Here is a 24,795-nt window from a genome sequence, read left to right as displayed (position 1 = left end):
ATATTAGAAGGTGATGTTTGCACCAAGGTTATAACGTTTTACCGTAGGATACGCTCCCTGAGAAGCCCATCCCTGCCCGCCTGCACCCTGGTAGTTTGCTTCACGGTCATCAGGCATCTTGGTCCAAACGAACAGGTTGTTTCCATTGATAAACAGCCTTACGCTAGACATACCTGCCTTTTTAATCCAGTTTTGATCAAACGTATAAGCAATCTCTGCGTTCTTCAAGCGGATATAAGAAGCATCATAAAAATGCCTGTCCGCAGTGTAGAAACCGGTTGGTGTTGATTCCCATCTCGGCATTGGTCCATCCGGACTAGTATTATTCATTGACCAGTAACTTCCTTCTTCGTAAGCAACAGTGTTCTTTCCACCGAAACTTCCCAGAACAACCTGGCGAGTAACATTATTCACACCGTAGAACTGAGCGAATATGCTGAAGCGCTTCCAGTCAAAACCCAATGTAGCGTTATAGGTGTTCTCGGGAGCTCCGGAATAGCCGTAAGGAATATTATCGTTTGCATCGATAATACCATCCGCGTTATAGTCAACGATGTGATAGTTACCCGGAAGTTTTTGGTCGTCATTCGCGTTGTGTGGAGTGCTGGCAAAAAGCTCATCCCAGGTGTTGTAATAACCCTGGCTCACGTGAGAATACGCCTGACCAATCTGCTTTTCCAAAGGCTTTGAGTAAAGTGGCAACAATGATGCTACGTCTGCCTCAAGCACTTCATTTTTCGCATGGGTAAAATTGATATTTGACCACACGCGAAGATTATCGTTGATCCGCTTGTTGAAACGTAAATCAAATTCATACCCTCTTGACCTCACTCTTCCAACGTTCGCTACAGGAGGATTGGCACCGTAATATGTCGGCACAGCACGTGTAGTACTAAGAATATCACTTCTATCATCCTGGAAGAAGTCGATACTACCCGACAACAGATTTCTAAAAATTCCAAAATCAATTGCAATGTTCTTTTTCACAACTTTCTCCCAACGTACATTCGGATTTCCCACTCCCGTTTCTCTGTACCAGTTATAAGGACTCTGTTCTGCAGATTCTCCGGTTATACCCAATGGAGTCCGACCGCCAAACTCCCAAATTCCGAGGTAAGCGAACCTTGGTGAACCACCATCATCACCAATTTCTCCGTATGATCCTCTGATTTTAAGCATATCCAGGAAGCGAATATTTTTCATGAAGGCTTCTTCAGACAGCATCCATCCGAAACCTCCGGAAGAAAAGAACTCGAAGCGATAGTCTGGGCCAAACCTCTCAGAACCGTTATAGGCTCCGTTATACTCAGCACTGTACTTTCCTTTATAGTTATATGTTGTTCTAAACACCCAGTCTTCGCGGTATGATGGAATAACACTACCTCGTGCAGTCTGGTCGCGGCTCCAAAGTCCCATTGCTGTAACATTGTGATGCTTCCCAATTTGAGTTCCATAGTTTAACTGAAATTGCGAAAACATGCGCCTGTAAGTAGCCCTGTCATCGACGGAACCTGCGCTGCTTGCCCAACGAACACTCTCTCTCCATTCAAGTTCTGTCCCGGCGTCTTTAGTTTGCGAGTAGGTTACAAGACCCGTTTCAGGATCAATATATTTACTCAAAACACCGTTATTCGTATCATTCACTCCACGTTGATCTTCAACAAACGTATTGTCAATAGAAAGGGTTCCCTTGAAGTTCAAGCCCTTCAGAACCATCCCTAGATCCTGGTCAAGTGTAAAATCTGTAGTGATGCGGGAAGTAGTAACGTCCTGGACTCCGCTTGTTGACAAGATCTGCGCTGAGTTGAGCCCTTGCTGTACATTCGGGAAATAAAATCCCCAGACTCCATCCGAATATTTTGGTAAGAAAAGGTTCGGTGCTGCAGAATAAGCAGCAGTCCAGGTATTATAAGGATTTACTCCAATCCACGGACGGCTGGTTAACCCTCTGGAACCAGTAAGATTGGTTCTGAACACAGTACTTTTTGTAAGCTGAAAATCCAGATTACTACGTACATTCAATCTATTATAACCATATCCCCCTTCGTATCCGCGATTGTTCTCGAAACGTTTGAAAAGGTCACCCTCGTCGAGATAATCAACTGACGTGAAATATTTCACAAAGGGAGTACCCCCACTAACATTTACGTTAGCATTGTAACTCATGGCGTTATCGCGAAACAGTACATCTACCCAGTCAACATTCGGATAGCGCTCGGCTTCCTCCAGATTGGCGGGAGAACGGTACTTCATCATCACTTCTTCAGGCAGAATAGAAGACCATGCGCCTGGTGAAAGACCCAACTCATATTCAATGACCTGGTTTCTGGTACGAAACATATCATAGGAATCCAGCTTTCCCGGAAGTTTTGATGGCGCTTTTACAACCGTATTCAAAGAAGCTCTGACTTCAGCTTTACCTGAGCGGCCCCTTTTAGTGGTTATCAAAATAACACCATTTGCTCCCTTAACTCCGAATACAGCAGTAGCTGATGCATCTTTCAGTACCGATACTGTTTCAACCGAGGCGATATCTATATTATTCATCGATCGTTCGACACCGTCCACGAGAATGAGTGGACTGGCATTATTCCAGGTACTGCGACCTCGGATCAGGATTTGAGGATCCTCTTCCCCTGGCATACCTGAACTTGCTGTTGTGATTACCCCTGGTAAATTTCCAGTCAGGGCAGCCCCCAAACTGGTTACACCCCCGGTACGCTCCAACACTTCGCTTGTGGTTTGAGTGATGGAGCCAACCACACTTGCCTTCTTCTGCTGGCCGTAACCAACCTGAACTACAGCTTCCTGGAGCATCTGCACGTCATCTTTCATAACCACACGAACACTGTTCTTATTGCGGATATCCACCTCCTGGCTCACCATCCCAATGTAAACCACTGTTAAGGTCGTCGCATTTTGCGGGACGCTCAGTGTGAATTGCCCCGATCCGTTGGTAGAGGTTTTAATGGACGTGCCCTTTACAGATACAGTTGCTGCTATGACAGGAATATCTTGTCCCTCGACAACAACCCCGGTGACCGTTCTTTGCTGCTGGGCAAAAACGACGTTTGCCAGCAAAACGAAAACAAGGCCTGCAAGCAGAGCTTTTTTAAGAGAGCGTCGCCCTTGACGCCAGTCCTTATGAACTTTTTTACTACTTTCCATTGGTTAAAAAAGGTTTAAATAATTTGTTAGCAGGAATTCTCTCATTCAAAGGCATAGAGGTTCCCTCCACTGTTGGAAAAACAATAATCCTGCTTCCTTAAAATGCTGCGTTTCTTATCTTATCGGTTAGGCTCGGTATCCGCCACAAAACTTACTCAGGACCGCTGATGATGCGTAAGCGGCGCGATTACCGAAAACGGAGTTATGTATAAGATAAGTAATGATAAATGGTAATGAGTTGGCCGTTCGGCACCTTTTCAGTTAGTGCCCGTCGTTAGGTAAGTTTTTAATCATGTTATTTATAATTGGTTAGTTGGTTATTAATCCGGCGATAGTACTTCATCGCCAATAATATTTGGTTGAACTAAAGTAGTTGAAGACTGATCTAGTCGATGGCACAATTGTACAAATTGCTGTCTTATTTGTTTAAAATGCAGTTTCTAGCCTCCTGGCGCAGAAATCGGCTACCCATAAAGCACTTAGCACTCCTGAAACTTAAAGATTTTCCTTGCTATAAAAAGTTCATGGAATGACGTAGTATTTACCTGAACGAGCTACCTTACCGACAGCTGAGAGATTGTAAAATTACTTACACTCCCGTAAATATTACCATTGGTGTACCTGTCAAAGCCCATGCCGACATAAAGCTTTTTATCGATCGGAAGCATGAACCCGTTTGTTTGACTCACCCACGCTGTAAAATAACTGTATCCACTTACCGGCTTCCATTCATCCACTGAAGGGTTATAAACTGCGAACAACGATGAATACAAAGTTGTATAACCTGAAGAATACTGCCCGCCATATACATAGATCTTATTTTCAAAGGCTGTCAAATATGACTTATAAGTACCCGCGTTCTTATGAGAGATCCACCTCTTCTTTATGAGCGATTTGTTTGCCAAATCGAGGATCATGAACTCATTTTTGAAAGTACTTGACGCATATTCCTGAACATCCCCCTCACAGCTCAGAAGATACACGATGCCATCCAATACTGTAGCTCGATAAACCTTACTGGGAAGTTCCATGAACTCCGTCCAACTTCTGTCCTTCACGTTGAATACCTTTATAATACAGCGACTCATTGCTGCGTTCTTTGAGCTCTCCCGTATGATACTGTAAATATTATCACCGATGGCAAAGCTTTCTAGTACTTCCAATCCCCTATCCAGGTTTTCATCCAGGGTAGAAAATAACTCAATCTCCCCCCACGAATTACTTGATGGTTCATAGGTAGTAATCACCTCTTTATAATAGTAGGGATTGTTCTCATCAAAAATACCCCAGCGTTCGATTTTCGCAGGGGGAAAGTAAACTATCCCATTGATAGAAAACGCTCTATTGCTCTGACCTATCCTGGGCGCAACGCCAGGGCTTGGCAGTTCAGACCATTTTTTTGTCAATGGGTTCCATTTATAAAGCCTACTTACCCGAATTGTGATCCCACTTATAAACGTATACAGCTCATTATCGTGAACGAAGACACTTTGCCATTCTATATATTCGCTACTGGGATGTTTATCCTTAGTCAAAAGCCCGCCGTTTATTACCTGCACTTGCTGAGCTAAGACCAATTCATTCAGATAATACAATTTAAAAGTAGCCGCCCCGAGCGGATAATCGTCCGGAACGTCAAATACTATTCGTTTGTGGCTTTCCGGATATGCCATAGGGTCCACACTGTTTGTGGAAATACTTACTCCGTTTAAAGTCGCCTTGTAATTTTTAGGGTTTACGTCATTAGTCACTGCTTCTGCCATAAGCGCGTTATCATAGGAACCGATAGCGCCACCTTCATAATTCATATAAAAATTCTTGGGATGCTTATTGAAAGAACCATTGCCGTTGACAACATAGATATTCTTTATCTGGTAGGTGGCTATTGGCTGACGAAATACCGGAGAATAGGTCCTTGTACCGTTCTCTTCAATGACATACAGACGGAACCAAAAGATGTCATCACTGGGAGGCAGATTATATGGCCATTCAATTTTTCCGTAATATCTGTTATCCCGCAAAACCAAATCCCGATTCATGTAATCCTCGATTCGGTTTACCAGCGATAATGAGTCAAGCGCAATTAACATTCCTACCCCCTTCATGGGTTTAGAGAGCTGAAAAGACACCAGGGCAGAGAGCATCTGTATGCTGTCTACCTTCAAATCTTTGTAAAAGCTCTGCTCCGTTTCCTTAACGATTGGAGGTTGCTGAGGTTCTTCTTTGTCTTGATCTTTCTTGCAGGAAGTAAAAAATACACTTAAAAGTATAAGTATTATTATCTGAGTAAAGCGCATATGCGGATAAGGTTTGTCGAGTCAAATTAACCGGAATCGAATTCCACAATCCACTCTATGCCAAATCTGTCTCTGAACATTCCAGCATAGGTACCCCACGGACTCTCGCCTATCTCCCCTTCAACACTTCCACCTGCTGATAGTCCGTTAAATAATTTATCTGCTTCCTCTCGGCTTTCAGTGCTAATGGAGATCTTGGATCGGTTTTCGTTTTCATTTATCTGTCCCATAAATTCCGGGACGTCATTACCAATTAATTGGTTGTTTTTGCCAAGAGGCAAAGCAATGTACATTATTTTATCTGCCTCATTATCCGGAACAGGAAATTCAGCGCTTGTTAAATCCTTAAATCTAATAACCTTCGTGAACTCTCCACCAAAAACAGATTTGTAGAAAGTGAACGCTTCTTCGGCATTGCCGTTAAAGTTGATCCATGGATTTATTGTTCTCATAGTTCGTTCCCCCCTTCATTTCCTCGTTTCATTAAACGGCGGGCCTCTCTGGCTTTTCGCCTCCCCTCTTTACGTGCTAATTTTGCCTGACGGTATTCAGACCAGGTTATACTTCTGTAATCTGATTTCTTCGACCGCATGTAAGATGTACTCTCTTCCTGAGAACCGCCCACAATCACGGAGTGCGTGCCATTTGGGTTAACGACAGTATTGCCCATGATGACAGAATGCGTTCCGTTTGGATTAATTGCAATGTTCCCGACTATAACAGAGTGCGTACCGTCTGGATTAATCGCAACGTTCCCCGCTACGATCGAATGAGAACCGTCTGGATTGACGACGATCTGTGCCTGACCCACTGCATGGCTCGAAAACCATATTACAGTAAGACATACGACGGCTTTGATAAATCCTTTCAACATTGGTGTGTGAGTGTATAGTAAATATACAACAATACTTTCACCCAGCTGCATCTGTTTTTTGTTCGCAAAGTAAATGGCAGCGAAGCACAACAAGAGATCTTAATCTTCCGCTGGCAGGATAAGTTATTGCGACAATATAATGTCGCAATAATTCACAACCGACAGTCTAAATCTTGATAACTTACATCACGGCATAGACAACAGTACCTTACCAGATACTGCTAATATCGTAAACTTCTATCCGGCCTACAGTAGCTGCATTATTTGTTTCAATTTTAAGCTGGTCCATTTGATTCTCCGGAAAATAGACATCGGTAAACACGTTTAAACCATTATCGACAAAAACCTCAGCAGACGCAGAATCAAAATAGATACTCAAATCAATTCGCTCTGAAGAAGATATCCGGGGTGCAAAATGTTTTTTTGCGAAACCTTTTTCGAAATCAGACTTACCCGCCTTGCTCCTGTCAATAAAATATTGATTGGAATCCTTTTCGTATCCTATCCTTAACTCTTCACCGGTTTTATTAGAAAGAACGACCTGAAAATTTTCCTTATTTTGGAAAGATACGTCCAGCCTAAAACTACCGTTCAGCTTTTTAAGTTTGGCGGACAGATCAATTTCCCTTGAGCTATTAATATTTTCTTTTGAATAGGTTAGCCTCGTTATCTTTTCGAACTCCTTAACAGGAGAAGACACCAAATAAGCTTTTCCATCTACCGCCGTGAGGCTCAACTCTCTCGCCATAGTGGTTGCTCCTCGCCACTCAACCGTTGGAACAACATTCGCGTACTGCCAGTTATTCATCCAACCAATAAATACTTTTCTGTTTCCTGTATTAGACCAGGTTACTCCTGCGTAATTATCAGTCCCATAGTCAAGCCACTTGGTTTCCGTAGAATGCGGAACAAACGTTTTACCATCAAAATCTCCCGTGAAATACTGCGTACCTGAACCACCGTTCGGAGCTCCGGGATTGATGCTTACCAATAGCACCCATGTCTTCTTCCCGTCCAGATCGAGAGGAAAAAGATCAGGACATTCCCATACGCCGCCATGAGCACCGATCTCGGCTCCAAAATCACTCTCTCTTACCCAGCTTTTTAAGTCTGGAGATGAATAAAACGTTATCCTGTCCTTAGTAGCTAAAGTCATAATCCACTTTTTCCCCTCCTCATGCCACATTACCTTAGGATCTCTAAAATCAACGATTCCGGGATTTTTAAGAACCGGATTACCAGCATATTTCGCCCACGTAATACCTTCATCCAAACTATATGCAATGCTTTGGTACTGAAAATCATTCCGGCCTTTACTCTCCAATTCCTTGTTATGATGGGTAAAGATCGCTACAAGCGGCACTTTTCCGTCCTTGCCCAAACCCGACGTGTTGTTATGATCTACAACTGCACTTCCTGAAAATATATAGCCCAGGCTGTCTGGTGACAACGCGACAGGTTGCTCCTGCCAATGCACCAAATCCTTACTTGTCGCATGTCCCCAGTACATAGGGCCCCAGGTTGTACCTTCTGGATAATGCTGATAAAATAAATGATATTTCCCATTTAGATAGACCATACCATTGGGGTCATTCATCCAGTGCGCCTTAGGAGAAAAGTGAAACTGTGGGCGGTGAGTTTGATTGTAAGGTTGTGCGACAGCAATTTTGCTAACATTACAAGCTCCAATAGTTAGAGCAAGGCACAAGAAACAAAGTAATCTAATAGTTCTCATAAAAATATTTAATTTATTATTCAGATTGAACAGAGCAACCTACTTCCAAATAGAATTCAACTCCCAGGCTTTCAGTTTGGTTAATTGCGTTTTCCCTCTTTCGGAAAACAGCGATATTCCTAATTGCCCATCCGATGGAAATGTTGTGGCGCTGAGCACCACTTCCCCATCATTCGTAAACACTTCTATGGAAGATTGATCTACAAAAATGTGTAGCCGAAGCTTTCCTTGATCCAACTTTAAAGGAGCAGACATTTCCTTAGCAAATAGTTCGTTAAACGATGAATCCGATACAAAATCAGTACAGTTTGTACGGTCCAGGCGGATTTCAGAAGTTACCGGATCATATCGCAAAACTAACTTCCTCCCCTCTCCTTCAAGTAAAAACAGGCCGAACGCTGCATCAGACGATGCCTTAAATTCTACCTCCATTTCATATGTATTTCTTGACGGCCGGAATGTTTCGAGTTTTTGTATTCCATTTATTTCTTGCATTCCAGATTCGTGAAGGGCCTGCCGGAGCTTCTGCAACTGTGGAACCGGCTGCTGGACGATCCGATATCCCGCTCCAGTTCGCTTAAGAGCCATCGTCCGGGGCAACGACTCGAACCCCTTTCCCCATGACGTTGGTGCTTTTCTGGCATAATCCCAATTTCCCATCCACCCTATGGCGAACACTGTATCACCCAGCGCCTTACTTTCATCATAATTTCTCCAGGTTCTCGTAGCATAGTAGTCACTTCCATAATCCAACCATAAAGCATGCTCCAGCCGCTGATTTAACAACTGATCAGAAAATACAATATGATCTATAGCTATGGAGCCGCTGATCGTATCCGTAGTAAGGTCTAAAATCTCCAGGTAAGCCCGTTTACCTGCCAGATTACGTACATCCCAACCATTCCATTTTAAAACCTTGCTATTATCTCCCGTAGAAGATCTCACGACTTTACCATCTACAATCAAACGTATACCAGTAGAATCCGCAGAATCACCTCCGGCAATTAAAAAATTAATCGCTTTTTGCTTAATCAGAAATGGTGCAGATTTCATCCTGCCTATTGAGCCCTCTTTAGCTACGCTCCCGATGTAACTTTTACCCAGGTAATCGGTTAGCTCTTTACTTCCGGTATTCTTGGAAAACGCCGTTCCTTCCCTACTCCATTTCGACTCATGGCCTGCCTCAAAATCATCGTAGACCTCACCATCCAGACCTTTTCCAGTTTTAATGAAACTGGCAGTTTGAGTATCAGATGTGAATGTTTTCCCATCAAAATCGCCTACAAAGTACTGGACTCTATTTGGACCGCGACCAATGAGCATTACCCATTTTTTTTCCTTTTTACCGTTCAACACAGGTAGCTCAAAGAGATCCGGGCACTCCCAAAAAGAATTCTGGGCCCCTAAGCCGGTAAATGTGCTGCAAAACTGCCAGCTTTTTAAATCTCTCGACTCATATATGTGAATTTGCTGCACATCTGGAAGAGCAACAACCATTTTCCACAGCTTGTCTGCCGGGTACCAAAAAACCTGAGGGTCTCTGAAGAATACTTTCCCAATATCTAAAACCGGATTTTCTGCATAATAATTAAACACCAATCCATCGTCTTTACTAATAGAAAGCGCCTGCGTTTCAGGCAAAGAATCACCCGCAAAATGTCTTGTATATACCGCCACCATGCTGTTTTTTCCAAATCCACTCGTATTCTGAAGATCTACTGCCACAGATCCGCTGAAGTAAGAAAATGATTTATCGTCGCCCTTCATTGGCGGTGGTAATTCTTTCCAGTGCACAAGATCTTCAGATACTGCATGCCCCCACCAGAAGAGATGAAATTTACCCCGATGAATAACCAAGCCGTCGGGGTCTCCTATCCATCCTTTCTCAGGACTAAAATGGTATTGGGGCCTGTACTTTTCTTCTCTGCTCCTCGATGAGTTTTGCTGCCCATTTACGTCTGAAACCAAGAAAGTGAACATCAGGATTGTATAAATTGAGGATCTAAAAAATACTTTACCCATGTAAATAAGCGTTAAAAGTGATTAATGATAGCGCACCTTCAGATTGTTCACATTTAATGTGACTCCATCAGCTGTGAAGCTCCAGGGCTTCCCTTGTAGACTGTATATTCGGTTCGTCAATGCCACTTCGTCATTTACATAGAGTACGCTCACCGACCCGTCTATAATCAAACTGAACGTATAGGCTTTGTTAACTTCCAGGTTGAAAGGAACACGAGTTACTTCCACACCATTATTATAAGCCACAATACGACCGGTTCCTGCGTCGAACTTTATTGTGTAACTGCCTGTGTTATTATCAGTTGTATTGAACCCTATAGCAGCGGTACCTGTAAGATTATTTATAGCGAAGGTGCCCAGAACCTTAGCTGTCCCTTCTATCCCTTCAAATTTGTATAAAGCCATGCCATTCGTTCCGTTCAACATATAATTTGAACCCGAACGGCTCACCGTCCCGCTTTCAGAAATTGCGCTGGCTTCTTTCTCATTGCTAAAATATTCTGTTACGGAGAGAGGACTTCTCACACCCAGCTTATTATTGGAAAGGGGGTAAATTTCATGTGTAATCAAGTTTCCTGCCCAGGTTCTTGCGCCGTTATCCGTTTCACCCTGTCGACGATGGGCCCATCCAAAAGCATAACGATGAGATGCGTCAGCAGCTGAACGAGCGGCGTAGAACTGATGACCGTCAAACATATCATTTCCATCTGCGGGCTTCATCCATGGCCCTGCGGTAGAATTAGCTACACGGTAATGAGTACCAGGTGTGCTACTCCAGTCTTCAGCAAATAGCATATAATACTTGTCTCCCGCCTTAAAGATATCTGCACATTCGAGCATTTCGTAAGTACCTTCAACAGATAAAGGAGCAGGCTTTAACACCCAGGTATTCGAAGAAGGGTCTTTTGTAGTATATACCAGAATAACTCCTTTTCCGACTGCCCCATTAGTCGCTGTTTTTGTACTCACCAGCATCCAGTACTCCCCGAACTCATCGTTATAAAACACATAAGGATCCCTGAAGTCATTGCCTGTATATCCGGAGGGGGCTCTCAGTGAAAAGTCTTTACGCTTTGTCCAGTTACTGAGATCTTTGCTTGTCGCATACATCACCGCTTCCCGGTCGTTTGCCGTAGCCCAGCCAGGATTGTTATTTTGCAGCCAGGAAGCACTGCTGTTATGTCCCGTATAATAAAAGTAATAAGTATCCCCCACCTTAACGACAGATCCTGTACCTGGCAGTTGATCCTGCGTATTTGCATCACCATAGGGGATCATCTCCCCTTCGTAATTAAAATCCAATACGTTGGTTGAAGTAAACTTATGGACAGGATGTTGTCCTGCACTGCTGCTTTTCACCAGATCGGTTGCATCATGAAGGAAGAAAATTTGAAATTTACCATCTTCATAATAGGGCATCACATCACCCACCCAGCCTATATATCCATTATTCTGGCTCGTACCTCCGGTTGGCTTAGGGTAAATAGTAAACTTTTCAACCTTCACCGGTTCAAAAGTGTATTCCGTTTTGTCTTTGCTACAAGACATCAAGCTTAATAGCAGGCCTGCAGCACAAAATATTCTTCCTAAAAACATAATTGTCTTGTTAGTAAATGGTTTTTTGGATAACGCGCTTAGTTAGTTCCTCTTAAATAGTCTACAGCGTTTCTCGTAAGAATCCGAATGTTATTCATGTATCTGTTAGCAGTACTTGCGCCAGCTTGAGGCTCAGAATACCAATCGTAAGCTCCGAAGGCAATGATAAGTGTATTGCCATTACCTGCCGCTGGCCATTCGGCAATTCCAACTCTTCCATCAAGCTGGTCATCCCAAGCCTCCGAAGCGAGATTTACACCGCCGGTTTGCTGTCTCCAGTTAGCTCCATTTCCATACCCGCCCCACTCAGGCAAGAACCACCACGCCGTGTGATTTAGCCGGAATGTTCCTCTTTCCAGAAGATAGGCCTTACCTGTTTCGAAAGTCTCCAGGTTCCTGAAGATCGGATGATTCTCCCTTCCTTTGAATGAGATCCCCCAGTCACTATTGAACTCAATACCACCCGCAGGGAGAAAATCACCAAAAACATTGTTCGGCCCCTTACCGGCAGGTACTATACCCAGCCTCTCCAGATAAATGGTCGCATAGGACGTTAACAACAAGCTCCCTCCATTAGCCCGGTAAGCTTTAAGGGCGTTGATAACATTCGGATTTAGGGCCGCGTCAGGCAAGGATTGAGAAGAATCAAAATGCCACCAGATTACCTTGTAATTCGACAGTCTCATTCCCGTTTCTATTGTCTGAAAAGAAATATAATCCGCTTCAGGATACGTTTCAAAGAACCAGTCCGCAGCAGCCTTTTCATCGCTGTTCGTAATCATGTCCCGGCTTGGAGCCACTCCAAGAAACGCATACTGACTGATCGAGTTGCTGATCACGTTTACCTGATAAACAGCACTCACACCGCCTTTTGAAAGGGTATACAACACCGGTTTAACGAAATTCTGAGCAGTATTTGGAGAAGGAGAAACAGTCACATCCTGCTGCAAAGCAATAGAAGGCGTTAAGTTGCTCAGGTCGGTACCATCCGGCAGCAGTACAGAAATACTCTTGTTCCCATGGTCAATTGTAGCGTCAACACCGTTGATACTAAACGATACCAATGGAGGAATGATCTTTACTGTTACTAAGTACTCTTTATATAAATTCCCATTCGTGATTCTGTAACTTACCGGGCCCGTAAAGTTATGCGGCCGCCCCGGATCCATCGATGAAACAGCCTGCTCAGGAAGCCCAAGAACAGGGGTCAAAGAACTAACATCAGTCCCAAAAGGAAGATTGATTAATATATCTCCAGATCCCTGATTTATTTCTCCGGTGACACCATTAATGGCAAAGGAAGTCAATTGTACTTCAGCGTCTAGATTGAGCGTCGAACTATCTTTCTTACACCCAAACGATAACATTACAAGTACCATGAGCAAACAGTATGCTCTATGTCGGTTAAAATAGCTGGTCATATCTATGATGATTAGTATTAATTATATCCTGGATTTTGAACATACCGGTTCTCACTCCAGAAAATTTGATTCTGAGGAATAGGCAAAAACTCATCTCTACCCTTCGTAAATCTTGCGCCCTGATATATACTGCGGGACGGCCTCTCTGCGTCGAAAAATGCGTTCATCACTTCAGCTGTAACGCCCCAGCGCATCAAGTCAAAGAATCGCTCCCCTTCGAGAGCCATTTCAAGCCGCCGCTCAAAACGCAAAGCCTTGCGCGCGTTTTCCTGATTCCAAATGATGTTCTCGCCAGCTATATAAGGCTGCACGTAATACTTTGCAGTTGGCGTTCCGTCAGCTTTAACCAACCGAGCGGCACTATTTGCGGCTCTTTCTCTAATTTCATTTATGAGTGGAAGAGCCTCATTGTGGCGACCCAATTCAATTAAAGCCTCGGCTTTAAACAACATCACATCAGCATACCTGATCATAATGCGCGGTTTGGTATTTCCGTAGAATGGATCGATGTTTATCAGAGCATCTGGCGATACATTTTCTTTCATGGAATTATACGTACCATACAGTGCAATATTCCGGCTCCATCCGTTAGATACCAGCAGGTTAGGATCATATTTCCAGGGTGCGCCCGGTCTGGAGATGGTGTGGTCTAATCGCGGATCAATCGTTGCCTCTGCCAAGTCTACATTTTGCTGGTTATACGTCTCAAATAAAGGAACACCATTAGCATTAGTCCTGTAAGCGTTTACTAAAGTCTGCGAAGGCTTTTGAAAATCACAGCAGCCCAATCCCTGGGGTACCGTAAGCATGTCACCGAAATTCACTCTTCCGCGTCCTGCCCCATCACTGCTTGAAAACTGTACAGACATGATCGCTTCTTTTCCATTTTCAAAACCGGAGCCTGATAGAAAATTATTCGCGAAATCCGGCTGAAGGCCATAACTGGAACTCAACACCTGATTGGCAGCCTGAACCACTTCTTCCAGTTTACCTGCATCTATGCTGGTCACAGCGTGCTGATCGTTTTGCTTATATGCCTGAAACAATCTTGTTTTTGCAAGGAAGGCATAGGCAGCGTACTTATTGGCGCGCCCAATTTGAGGTTGTGTTGCCGGAAGGTTTTCTGTACCGTATTGAAAATCAGCTGCAATCTTTTCCAGGATTTCATCCCTTGTAAATTCATTATTTAAAACGAATTTATATTCTGAGGCAGGTACGTTCTCGTCTATGTAAGGGATATTCTTGAATAAATTTTCAAGCATAAGATACCAGTAGCCCCTTAAAAAGCGCAATTCAGCCTTACGTATATTTACCAGCGGATATTCGGCAGTAGTAAACTGATTAAGAATACGCAGGCCTTCGTTAGCTCTTCGAATCCCCACATAAATATTAAACCAAATACCATCATAGTTCCATTGATCCGGTCTGGAGGTTACGAAAGTCTCCATAAAGTGAAAAACATCCCCGTCGCTGATACCGCCTCCTCCCTTGTAGGCATCGTCAGCCCTGACATTACCATACTGGTACATACTGAAGGCGCGGTTAATTTCATCATTGCCAAGCTGCGAATAAGCTGCAATCACGAAGCCTTCAGCTTGCTCAGGGTTAGAAACCTGGCTTTCGTCAAGCGCACCTACTGCGCCCACATCAAGGTCCTTGGTGCAAGAACTCAAAGTGATAGCTATTAAAATAGCTTTAAAAAAATATCTTTTCATACTATTCAGATCTATAACAGATTATTAAATCAGACAATCTCTCTCGTTAAAAGCGCAGGTTAACTCCTGCAGTGACCACCAGCGGATTGGGGTATCCAAATCCCGGACTCTCAGGATCCACACCAGTAAACGATTTTGATTTAAGCAGTATCCCCAGATTATCGCCACCGAGGTATACTCTCACCGATTGCACCTTAAGTCTGGATATAAGCGATTTATGGAGTGAATAACCAATTTGAGCATTTCTCAGCTTCAGATAAGACCCGTTCTCAACGAAATAGGTCGAAAACCTTGCTTCCGAATTATTATCTGTGAGCGCTACCGCGGGGATGTCTGAATCAGGGTTAGTAGGCGACCATGCGTCCAACAGCCGCGTCCCCTTGTTGGATGAAGATTCTACAGCACTCCAGAAGTCGGTATAAAACTTCGACTCGTTCCTGACATCGATTGACCCCAATCCCTGCAGCAAGAAAGAAAAGTCAAAGTTCTTATAACTAACCGCCGCATTGAAACCATACGTAAACTTGGGGAGAGGAGTACCAATCCATGTTCTGTCATAATCATTGATCACCTTATCTCCATTCAGATCGCGATAGCGGATACGCCCTAGTCCCTTATTCGGCTGTTCGGCACTTGCATCAACTTCATCCTGCGTTCTAAACAAGCCATCGGCAATATAGCCAAAGTGTGACCCGAACGTTCTTCCCAGAATGTTCTGTCCCCGTCCGTCACCACCGTAGGCATTGATAACTTCCGGAGGCAACTTGGTCACTCTGTTTTTAACCACATCAAAATTACCGGTGAGATCAAGCTTAAGATTTCTGTTGATCGTACTCCGGTGTCCAATGACAAATTCAAAACCCTTATTCTCCATTGACGCACCGTTAACCCAAGTATTACCACCCTCACCTAAGACACCGATATATGGTGGTTTTAGCAAAATGTCAGATGTCTTTTTAATGTAGTAGTCCACACTTCCATAAAGCTTTTGATTAAACAAGGAGTAATCAAGCCCTACGTTGCTCATTTCCGTAGCTTCCCATTTCAGATTGGGATTGGCATTTTGTGATAAGTAAAATCCAGAAGCCAGCACGCCACTTTTATCGCCATTAATATCGTAGGCAGTGATGTTATAGTTCGGAAAATACAGGTTATAAATAGCATTATTTTCGATCTCCTGGTTGCCCGTTTTTCCCCAGCCGAAACGGAGTTTTAATTCATCAAAAATTTCCGCGTTATCTTTAATAAACCCTTCCTCGCTAATACGCCATCCTGCTGAGAAGGCCGGAAAGGTTCCGAAACGATTATTATCACCAAAACGGGAAGATCCGTCATATCTGATCGTTGCAGAAAACAGGTACCTGTCAAGATAAGAGTAGTTGGCTTTTCCAAAATAAGAAAGCAATACATTTTTAGCTCCACTTCCAGCATTGTCCTTCGTACCCGTTCCTGCATCCAGGTATAAATAATTCGGATCCTCCAATACGAAACCCTCTCTGGATGCCATAAATGAGGTTGTATTATCCACATAATACTCCGTCCCGCCTATGATATCAAGATTATGCTGTTTTAACTGGAGTTTATAATTCAGGGTATTCGTCCATGTCGTCTTGACGCTATGTGTTTGCGTATTGGTTACTTTGTTCACGTCATTTTTGAGGTAGCCTGACTGATATTTCTTCTGCCAGTTGCGCGATGTGAAGTTCCCGTAATCAATGCCGACATTAGATCTGAAAGTTAATCCCTCAACAATTTTGAGGTCAGCGAAGAAGTTCCCGAACAGACGCATATAGTTGTATCCGTTCTGCTTGTTATCCTCCAGGACACGTACCGGATTTTGCCTGTCGTTCATGCCCGCTACCGGACCTCCCCATCCAATACCATCCTCAGTACGCACAGGAATAATAGGAACTGCCTGGATAGCAGAGTTGATAATGTCCGCCGCAACTTCTTTTGTTTTCGACAAACTTAAATTTTGCCCAACGTTTATCTTCCCCTTAAATAACCGGTAGTCAGAATTCACACGTGCCGATAGCCTGTTAAAACCTGTGGTTCTCACAACGCCTTTATTATCAAAGTAGCCAACAGACAACAGGTAACTTCCGTTCTCCGAGCCATTAGCGAGCTGAACGTTATAATCCTGCACGACGCCGACCTGGGATATTTCTTTTAGCCAATCAGTATCTGCTGATCTCATGGTATGAGCAGGATCCAGGAACTCCGGGACGAATACTTTGTTTAACACAGGCTCGTTCGTTTCCGGATCAACATACCAGTCATATTTATACTGAATGCCGTTGTTGTCGGGATTGAAATTACCATTAACATTTGCCTGCCACATGACGCGTCCATAGCCTTCCGCATCCAGCATACTTACATTATTGACAAGGCTCGAGAGTGAAGTAGATGCACTTGCACTCACCTGCGCAGCACCGGATTTTCCTCTCTTCGTCGTTATAATGATAACCCCATTAGCTGCCCTGGATCCGTAAATACTGGCGGCAGAGGCATCTTTCAATACCTGCATCGACTCAATGTCTGCAGAGTTTAATTCATGCATACCAGACTTTGTGGGTACTCCATCAATTATATACAGCGGATTATTGTCATTAAGCGTCCCTATACCCCGGATTCTGACAGTCGCGGGAGAGCTTGGCGCACCATTTCCGGTAACATACATTCCAGGAACCTGTCCCTGCAATGCTTTCATAGGATTGGCTACAGCCTGCTTATTCATTTCCTCCACATCGACCACCGTAACAGCTCCTGTCAAATCCTTCTTTCGTTGGGACTGATATCCGGTAACCACAACTTCAGACAATAAACTCGCGGCAGCTTCATCAAGCTGAATAACTATCTCGTTTCCGGTAGTTACTTTTACCAGCGCAGTCTCGAAGCCAATATAAGTGACCCTGATCGTTTGGCCGGTGGCCGCATTAACAGCGAATGCTCCATTTATATCGGTACTTGTACTTTTGTTCGTTTCCTGAACGACAACAGAAGCACCGATAACAGGTTGCCCGGTTGCTTTTTCTGTGATCCTTCCCCTGACTATTCGCTCCTGCGCTGTGGAAGAGCACATTACAGCTAAAATCAGAGGAATTATAAGTATTAAATTTTTCATGAGTTTGGTTAGTTAGTTAATTTTCTACTTAATTAAGTGTCTGGCTGAGTTTAGATCATTTTTCCATATAAATCTTTCTAAATCGTATTTCTTATACTCCGGACATGCTCCTGAGTGAGTCGTAATAAAAGCTCCCAAAGCTGCGGCGTAATTTAAAGTCCCCTCAATACCCTCTCCCTTTATCCTTTTCGACAAAAATGCAGCAAGAAAAGAGTCTCCGCTCCCGACAGTATCATTCACTTCAACCTTAAAAGCAGGGTAATTACACTGAGCGTTTTGAGTATAGAAAGATGCACCACTTCCACCCTTGGTCAGAACTATTTCCGGAATGCCAAAGAGATTTTGCAATACGCTGATCCTTTCACTTTCCGTACTACAGGTTGTATCAAACCAACCAGAGATGAGGTAAAGTTCATGGATATTTAGTTTCAACAAGTCGGTTTTTGATAGCAACTTACCGATTTTCTTCACGTCAAAATGAGGAGCGCGCAGATTAACATCAAACACTTTGCAGCTCGCTTTCTCAAGTAAAGAAAGCAACGTCTCGTAAGAAGTCCTATTTCTTGTTGCCAGACTTCCAAAGACGAAGGCATCTGATTCAGAAACAAGCTCAGGCAAGCCCTTTTCGAGTGCTATATAATCCCAGGCTACGGGCGCAACGATATCGTACCTCACCTCCTGGTCATCGCCTATCACTACCTCTACCGTAGAAGTTACGTGATCAGGATCCTTCTGGCAAAAGTCCGTAGATAATCCCTTTGCCTTAATAAAGCGGATCAGCTCTTCACCATTATGATCATCCCCTACCCGACTGATCAGTATACTGTTTATACCCAGTTTTTTTAAATGGTAGGCGACGTTCATGGGTGCGCCGCCTGGCTTTCTGCCTGTGGGCAAGTTATCCCATAGAATCTCACCAAAGCAGACTACATTGTGATCTTTTCCTTTCATACCTGCAATTCTTAAAGGTTTAATATGGTTAATGCATCATCATATTGCTTTCAATCTGCTCAAGTGACTTACCCTTAGTCTCAGGCATAAGTTTCCATACGAAGAGCAACTGCAGCATCATCATTACACTGAAAAATAGAAATGTATTTCCGCCGCCCGCAATTTCAGACAGGTATGGAAAACAAAAGGTAATCGCAGCTGCCATAATCCAATGCGTAAAACTTCCGAGCGTCTGGCCTTTCGCGCGAACCTCATTTGGGAAGATCTCTGAAATAAATACCCAGATTACGGCACCCTGTGAAAAAGCAAAGAATGCGATATATATCATCAGATAAAATGTGATCGCGAAGCCGCTAAAATCGTTCATAAAGAAAGTACGTGAGACCAAACCGAGAGAGAGTATTAAGCCCACAGACCCTATCAACATCAAGGTCCTTCTTCCCACCTTATCGATGAAGCCAATGGCTATCAAAGTGAAAGTAAAGTTTACTAGCCCAATACCTACAGTAGATAATAAAGATGTATGAGCACCCAGTCCCGCCATCTCAAAAATGCGCGGAGAATAATAGATAATCGCATTTATACCTGACACCTGATTGAAGACAGCGAATAAAACCGCCAATGTTATCGGCGTTTTATACTTCTTTGTGAGCAGAGAATCCGGCTTTTCAAATTCAGCCAGAACCCTATGTGATTGCTTAATCGCGATCAGCTCCTGCTCCGAATTAAGCGGATTGATCCGTTTCAATACCTTCAAAGCTTCAGCATCCCTCCCCTTGTGCAATACCAACCAACGGGGACTCTCAGGAACCAACCTGATTAACGCAAGATAGATGAGTGACGGAAATGCCTGAACACCGAGCATCCATCGCCATGAATTCTCCCCCTCCTGACCAATGAGGTAATTGGATAAATAAGCAATCAAAATCCCCAGTACCACATTGAACTGAAACAAGGCAACCAAACGGCCTCTCAGATTAGCAGGAGATATTTCCGAGATGTAGATAGGAGCAGTAACCGAAGACATACCCACTCCGAATCCGCCCATCAATCTGAATAGCAAGAATACATACCAGTCGGTTGCATAAGCCGTTCCAATAGCAGACAACAAATACAAAGCAGCAACCATATATAGCGTATTTTTCCTACCATATTTATCAGAAGGAACCGAGCCAACCAGGGAGCCTATTACGGTACCTATTAAAGCTATAGACACCGTCAGGCCATGTTCGAAGACATTAAGTGCCCAATATTGCTGGATAGATTTTTCAGCTCCCGAAATCACCGCAGTGTCAAAGCCGAAGAGAAATCCGCCGAGTGCCACAACCAGTGACCAGGCGATAACAGAATTTTTTTGCATATACTTATTAGGTTTACAATCACCAAAGTAGATGCTTATTCCAATTTTAGGTTTTGAATTCGTATCAATGTCTTCAAAAAATGAAGCGCAGTCGAATATATTTGTAAATATCTATATATCAAATATTTATCTTTAAACACCAATTTAAGAACCAACTACACTTTCAAATTTGTATCACCTTTTTTAACTTTTAAATCACTTTAGAGATAGGTCTGAGGAGTTCAAACGCGGTGATCAAACCCTTAAGGTTTAGCATTTAATCAAATTTATGTAGCTTTCAATAATCAATTATAGAATCAGAGGAAACACATGACGGGAAATAAGAAGAGACTTCATCTTTTGATTTTACTCTTATCGCTTTTTGCAGGGTTTTTGAGTGCTTGTAAAGGCAATCAAGATAAGCCCAGATTCACAATCGGTTTCTCCCAGTGCATCGGTTCCGACCAGTGGAGGGTCACCATGCTGGAAGAGATGCGCAGAGAACTATCATTTCATTCAGATATCGAGCTCATTTATGAAGATGCGGGCGGAAACAGTAATAAACAGATTGAACAGGTCAAATCACTACTGGAGAAAGATATCGATCTCCTGATTATTTCCCCCAACGAATCAGAGCCCCTGACACCCATTGTCGAACAAGCTTTCAGCCAGGGAACGCCAGTCGTAGTAATTGACCGTAAGGTCTCTTCTAACTTTTATACAGCATACGTGGGTGCCGACAATTTTGAGATCGGGAGAATGGCCGGCGAATACCTGGCTCACCGTCTGGGGGAAAAAGGAAATATTATTGAGGTGACAGGACTTACCGGATCCTCTCCTGCAATAGAGCGAAACGAGGGCTTTAAGAATGCTCTAAAACGCTATCCATCAATCAAAATCATTAAGCAGCTTTCGGGAAGCTGGCTCAACAATAAGGCACAAGAAGAGGTCAGCTTGAACAAGCACTTACTCTTCCAGGCCGATGCCATATTCGCTCATAACGATCAAATGGCCTTGGGAACCTGCGCTGTTCTTAGAAACAACGACCTTGAAGGAAAGATCAAACTCGTAGGCGTTGATGCTTTACCCGGAAAAAACAACGGTCTTGAACTAGTATCAAAAAAAGTACTCGATGCATCCATGTTGTACCCTACAGGAGGAAAAGAAGCGATCCGCACAGCCATCAATATCCTGAACAAGTTGCCCTTCGATAAAAACACAGCATTGAAGTCAGTTGTGATCGATTCAAGCAATGTAGAACTGATGATCCTGCAGGCAGATAAAATGACCAGCCAGCAGAAAGATATTGAGAGGCAGCAGAATATGCTTTCCGAACAAAAAATTGTTTATAACAATCAGCAAGTAATACTGAATATTCTGGTCGTCAGCCTGGTATTAGCGATTGTGTTCGCCGGAATCGCTTTTTATTCACTTAACGAAAACTGGAAAAACAATAAGCACCTGGAAAACAAAAATCATGAGATTCTCGAAAAGCAAAATCAGCTAATAGAAATGTCTGAAAAAGCCAAATCCGCCACGGAAGCCAAATTTAATTTCTTTACCAATATCTCACATGAATTCAGAACTCCTTTAACCCTGATACTCATACCATTAGAAGAGCTGCTTGCCGACAGCAAACTTCCTCAAAAAACACGAAGTCATTTGCAGCTTATTAACAGAAACGTGATGAGGCTCCTGCGAATGGTCAATCAGTTGATTGATTTCAGAAAGATAGACTATGAAAAGATGCGGGTACGCGCTACAGAAAATGATCTTCTAGCATTCACAAAGGAGATTATCGATCTATTCAAAGATATCGCGTATAAAAGAAATATAGATTTACGGATGGTAAGCCGCGAAAGCCGTATAAGCGCCTGGTTCGACACCAATATGCTTGACAAAGTGCTATTCAACCTGCTATCCAACGCCTTTAAGTTCAGCCACGACAGCGGAAAAATCATTGTCACCATAGAAAAGAACGAGGAGACGAATAGCGTGGAGTTGAAAGTCGAGGACAATGGCGCAGGAATGGATGAACATACACTGACGCATGCGTTCGACCTGTTCTATCAAGATGATTTGAAGCGATCCAAAGGTTCTGGTCTGGGACTGTCGCTTTCGAAAGAGATGATCTTGTTACACAAAGGATCAATAAAAGTGTCCAGTCAAAAAGAAAAAGGCGCACGCTTCATTATTCAGCTGCCCTTAGGTGATAGACATCTCCATGAGGACGAGAAAGTTCATACAGCAGAAGAATCTACAGTGGATTACGACAACATTAAGATCTATACCACTGAATTAGAAGACACAACAGAGATAGCAGATACACCAATACCTCAGCAATCATTAAAGGAGCGTTCTATTCTCATAATCGAAGACAACGAAGAACTGTTGAACTTCTTGAAACAGAAGTTTTCCACCCAATACGAGACGTTTACAGCTAACAACGGAAACAGCGGCTTACATCAGGCGTTTGAAAACGTCCCGGATGTTATCATTTCAGACGTTGTGCTTCCAGCACAATCAGGAACAGAAATCACCCAGGCGCTTAAAAACGACATCCGGACATCTCACATACCCATCATCCTTCTAACGGCTCAAGGAAGCCAGGAACAGCAGATAAAGGGCTTAAAAACAATGGCTGATGCTTACATTACCAAACCCTTTAATCTTCAATATCTCGACGAAACGATCAAAAACCTCCTTCATAACAGAGATTTATTACGATCCCGTTTTAGCAGTGAGTTCCCGGTAGAAAGTAAACTACCCGCCTCCAAAAAGCTTGACAAGAAATTTTTAAACGAGTTTGCTTCTATAGTGGAGAGCAATATCGCCAACGAAAACTTCAGTGTAGACGATATCTGCAAAAGCATAGGTATGTCCAGAATTCAGCTATACCGCAAAGCGAAAGCGCTGTTGGATTGTACGATTACCGACTATATCTTAAACAGGCGTCTACAGAAAGCCAAATATTTATTATTGAACGAAGAGATATCCATCTCTGAAATAACCTATCAAGTAGGTATTGCCTCCCCGACGTATTTTTCCACGGTGTTCAAAGCCCGATATAATTGCAGCCCAACGGAGTACAGGCGGAAGAAGAAAGAAAACCGGCAATGATGATCGTGCCCGGTTATTATCCCACAAATTACTCGACTTTAGCTCCTGTATGGTAAAAAAATGCCCTAAAACTGTCTCCTGAGTTCACATAATTTACATTAAAATCTGATTAAATTTATCGTATGACTCTTTCACTTCGTTAACAACTAACTCGTTTAGCCAATATAGGCTATCAATATAATTGTTCATACTCTCTGTTTTTTAACCACAAAATAACCTACTATACAATTGGTTATTGGTTGTGATTGTCAGCAATAAGTAGTCAGCTTTCTTTACGAACCTAAATACATCACAAATTCAGTATATGGATCGAGTCTTTAAAATATCCCTCGAGAATACGTTAACGTATGAGATAAAACGGGTGACAAACATTTTCGATGAAAACAATCCGGCATTAGGCAATCATATCAAGACCCATAAAGCATATTGCCTTATTGACAGAAAGCTGATAAACGAATACCTTGCGGCAAAGGCCTATTTTTCACGAAATGGTATTGAAGCTTATCACTTCTTGATTGATGCTTCAGAGAAGAGCAAAGACTTACAGACTGTTATAGACTTCACCTCATTTTGTTTCAAGAATGGTATTGGCAGGCGCGACTCCATCATTGCTATTGGAGGCGGCATAGTTTGTGATCTGGCCGGTATGTCTGCTAATTTAATCAGACGGGGCACGCCCTGCATCAAGATCCCTACCACTTTGTTAGGCATCATCGATGCCTCTGTTGGAGTGAAAAACGGTATTAATTATGCCGGCTGTAAGAACTCCCTTGGCACGTTTTATTTGCCGGATGTTGTTTTTATCGACTTGGACTTCCTGGATACGCTTCCCCTATGTGAGATCAAGAATGGATTAATTGAAATGATTAAAATCATATCATTAAAAGACAACGATAGCTGGCACCTATTAAAGCGCAATATTCACAATTTTCTGCTCAAAAAAATAGATGCGGATGTAATTGAATTGATAGACCGGTCAATATACTTTATGCTGGAGGAATTACGCGATAATCTATTTGAGGAAAACCTGTACCGTGTCGTTGATTATGGTCACGAATTTGGTCACTTAATAGAGGTGCTAACCAACTTTGAAATATCACATGGAGAAGCTGTCGGTATTGGAATGCGATTATCTAACAACCTCGCTTATGTGCAAGGTTTAATGGATAAAAGTCATTATGAGGATTTCGTCTCAGTGCTTGACTCATTAAACATGCCGAGCTGGCATTCAGCTTTAACTTGCCAACAACTATTTGATAAAAAGGAAGTCGTGACTAAACATAAGGGTGGCAACTTTAGTATCGTGGCTCTCCGGAAAATCGGCGACCCCTTTTTTCTAAGCGATTTTTCTTTTTCAGAATTTGAATATGCGTGCAACGATCTGGTAGCGAAAGATGAACTTGCATTATCTAAGGCTTCAACACATTATTAAC

The 24,795-nt window shown here is 43.0% G+C and carries 14 protein-coding genes; 2 read left to right on the top strand and 12 right to left on the bottom strand.

The features are described from left to right. Positions 1-3 precede the first annotated feature (3 nt). The 12 genes from B0I27_RS02440 to B0I27_RS02385 all read right to left on the bottom strand — a co-directional run bounded on the left by B0I27_RS02440 (position 4) and on the right by B0I27_RS02385 (position 20,263). Positions 4-3,168 carry a SusC/RagA family TonB-linked outer membrane protein gene (locus B0I27_RS02440; RefSeq protein WP_106291007.1) on the bottom strand — a complete coding sequence of 1,055 codons (3,165 nt, stop codon included), beginning with the start codon at positions 3,166-3,168 and terminating at the stop codon, positions 4-6. Positions 3,169-3,722: 554 nt separating this feature from the next. Continuing rightward, a complete protein-coding gene (locus B0I27_RS02435) occupies positions 3,723-5,465 on the bottom strand; it encodes a Kelch repeat-containing protein (protein ID WP_106291005.1) in 1,743 nt (580 codons plus the stop codon). A 26-nt stretch (positions 5,466-5,491) separates the two neighbouring features. Then, positions 5,492-5,917 (bottom strand): VOC family protein, encoded by a 426-nt coding sequence (locus B0I27_RS02430; protein ID WP_106291003.1) that lies wholly within the window; start codon positions 5,915-5,917, stop codon positions 5,492-5,494. Beyond that, positions 5,914-6,339: a hypothetical protein gene (locus B0I27_RS02425; RefSeq protein WP_106291001.1), complete on the bottom strand. Its 426-nt coding sequence runs from the start codon at positions 6,337-6,339 to the stop codon at positions 5,914-5,916. The genes B0I27_RS02430 and B0I27_RS02425 overlap by 4 nt, the downstream gene beginning before the upstream one ends. Positions 6,340-6,547: 208 nt before the next feature. After that, the gene (locus B0I27_RS02420) at positions 6,548-8,074 is read right to left on the bottom strand and encodes a glycoside hydrolase family 32 protein (protein ID WP_106290999.1); all 1,527 of its coding nucleotides are present in this window, start codon (positions 8,072-8,074) and stop codon (positions 6,548-6,550) included. A gap of 39 nt (positions 8,075-8,113) precedes the next feature. After that, complete coding sequence (locus tag B0I27_RS02415) at positions 8,114-10,054, bottom strand: glycoside hydrolase family 32 protein (protein WP_181276655.1); 1,941 nt, start codon at positions 10,052-10,054, stop codon at positions 8,114-8,116. A gap of 63 nt (positions 10,055-10,117) precedes the next feature. Continuing rightward, a complete protein-coding gene (locus tag B0I27_RS02410) occupies positions 10,118-11,692 on the bottom strand; it encodes a glycoside hydrolase family 32 protein (RefSeq protein ID WP_106290995.1) in 1,575 nt (524 codons plus the stop codon). 38 nt (positions 11,693-11,730) lie between these two features. Further along, complete coding sequence (locus tag B0I27_RS02405; protein ID WP_181276654.1) at positions 11,731-13,071, bottom strand: DUF4960 domain-containing protein; 1,341 nt, start codon at positions 13,069-13,071, stop codon at positions 11,731-11,733. 59 nt (positions 13,072-13,130) lie between these two features. Beyond that, positions 13,131-14,828, bottom strand: a complete 1,698-nt coding sequence (locus tag B0I27_RS02400) for a RagB/SusD family nutrient uptake outer membrane protein (protein ID WP_106290991.1) — start codon at positions 14,826-14,828, stop codon at positions 13,131-13,133. 46 nt (positions 14,829-14,874) lie between these two features. After that, entirely contained in the window at positions 14,875-17,952 is a 3,078-nt protein-coding gene (locus B0I27_RS02395) for a SusC/RagA family TonB-linked outer membrane protein (RefSeq protein ID WP_106290989.1), read from the bottom strand. A gap of 24 nt (positions 17,953-17,976) precedes the next feature. After that, positions 17,977-18,903: a carbohydrate kinase family protein gene (locus B0I27_RS02390; protein WP_106290987.1), complete on the bottom strand. Its 927-nt coding sequence runs from the start codon at positions 18,901-18,903 to the stop codon at positions 17,977-17,979. A gap of 28 nt (positions 18,904-18,931) precedes the next feature. Further along, entirely contained in the window at positions 18,932-20,263 is a 1,332-nt protein-coding gene (locus tag B0I27_RS02385) for a sugar porter family MFS transporter (protein ID WP_106290985.1), read from the bottom strand. A gap of 309 nt (positions 20,264-20,572) precedes the next feature. On the opposite strand from B0I27_RS02385, the gene B0I27_RS02380 reads away from it, so the two are divergent. Together B0I27_RS02380 and B0I27_RS02375 are read left to right on the top strand one after the other, a co-directional pair. After that, positions 20,573-23,362 (top strand): substrate-binding domain-containing protein, encoded by a 2,790-nt coding sequence (locus B0I27_RS02380; protein ID WP_106290983.1) that lies wholly within the window; start codon positions 20,573-20,575, stop codon positions 23,360-23,362. Positions 23,363-23,666: 304 nt separating this feature from the next. Then, complete coding sequence (locus B0I27_RS02375; protein ID WP_106290981.1) at positions 23,667-24,794, top strand: 3-dehydroquinate synthase family protein; 1,128 nt, start codon at positions 23,667-23,669, stop codon at positions 24,792-24,794. The last annotated feature ends 1 nt before the right edge of the window (position 24,795 follow it).

The organism is Arcticibacter pallidicorallinus, from assembly GCF_003002875.1.
In the GTDB taxonomy this organism is placed as follows: domain Bacteria; phylum Bacteroidota; class Bacteroidia; order Sphingobacteriales; family Sphingobacteriaceae; genus Arcticibacter; species Arcticibacter pallidicorallinus.
The sequence above is the reverse complement of the archived record's forward strand: the minus strand, read 5'-3'. Positions and strand labels throughout refer to the sequence as shown.

Excerpts from the sequence above, each read along its gene's own strand:
- B0I27_RS02440 (WP_106291007.1), bottom strand. The coding sequence starts at position 3,168 with ATGGAAAGTAGTAAAAAAGTTCATAAGGACTGGCGTCAAGGGCGACGC.
- B0I27_RS02435 (WP_106291005.1), bottom strand. The coding sequence starts at position 5,465 with ATGCGCTTTACTCAGATAATAATACTTATACTTTTAAGTGTATTTTTT.
- B0I27_RS02430 (WP_106291003.1), bottom strand. The coding sequence starts at position 5,917 with ATGAGAACAATAAATCCATGGATCAACTTTAACGGCAATGCCGAAGAA.
- B0I27_RS02425 (WP_106291001.1), bottom strand. The coding sequence starts at position 6,339 with ATGTTGAAAGGATTTATCAAAGCCGTCGTATGTCTTACTGTAATATGG.
- B0I27_RS02420 (WP_106290999.1), bottom strand. The coding sequence starts at position 8,074 with ATGAGAACTATTAGATTACTTTGTTTCTTGTGCCTTGCTCTAACTATT.
- B0I27_RS02415 (WP_181276655.1), bottom strand. The coding sequence starts at position 10,054 with ATGTTCACTTTCTTGGTTTCAGACGTAAATGGGCAGCAAAACTCATCG.
- B0I27_RS02410 (WP_106290995.1), bottom strand. The coding sequence starts at position 11,692 with ATGTTTTTAGGAAGAATATTTTGTGCTGCAGGCCTGCTATTAAGCTTG.
- B0I27_RS02405 (WP_181276654.1), bottom strand. The coding sequence starts at position 13,071 with ATGGTACTTGTAATGTTATCGTTTGGGTGTAAGAAAGATAGTTCGACG.
- B0I27_RS02400 (WP_106290991.1), bottom strand. The coding sequence starts at position 14,828 with ATGAAAAGATATTTTTTTAAAGCTATTTTAATAGCTATCACTTTGAGT.
- B0I27_RS02395 (WP_106290989.1), bottom strand. The coding sequence starts at position 17,952 with ATGAAAAATTTAATACTTATAATTCCTCTGATTTTAGCTGTAATGTGC.
- B0I27_RS02390 (WP_106290987.1), bottom strand. The coding sequence starts at position 18,903 with ATGAAAGGAAAAGATCACAATGTAGTCTGCTTTGGTGAGATTCTATGG.
- B0I27_RS02385 (WP_106290985.1), bottom strand. The coding sequence starts at position 20,263 with ATGCAAAAAAATTCTGTTATCGCCTGGTCACTGGTTGTGGCACTCGGC.
- B0I27_RS02380 (WP_106290983.1), top strand. The coding sequence starts at position 20,573 with ATGACGGGAAATAAGAAGAGACTTCATCTTTTGATTTTACTCTTATCG.
- B0I27_RS02375 (WP_106290981.1), top strand. The coding sequence starts at position 23,667 with ATGGATCGAGTCTTTAAAATATCCCTCGAGAATACGTTAACGTATGAG.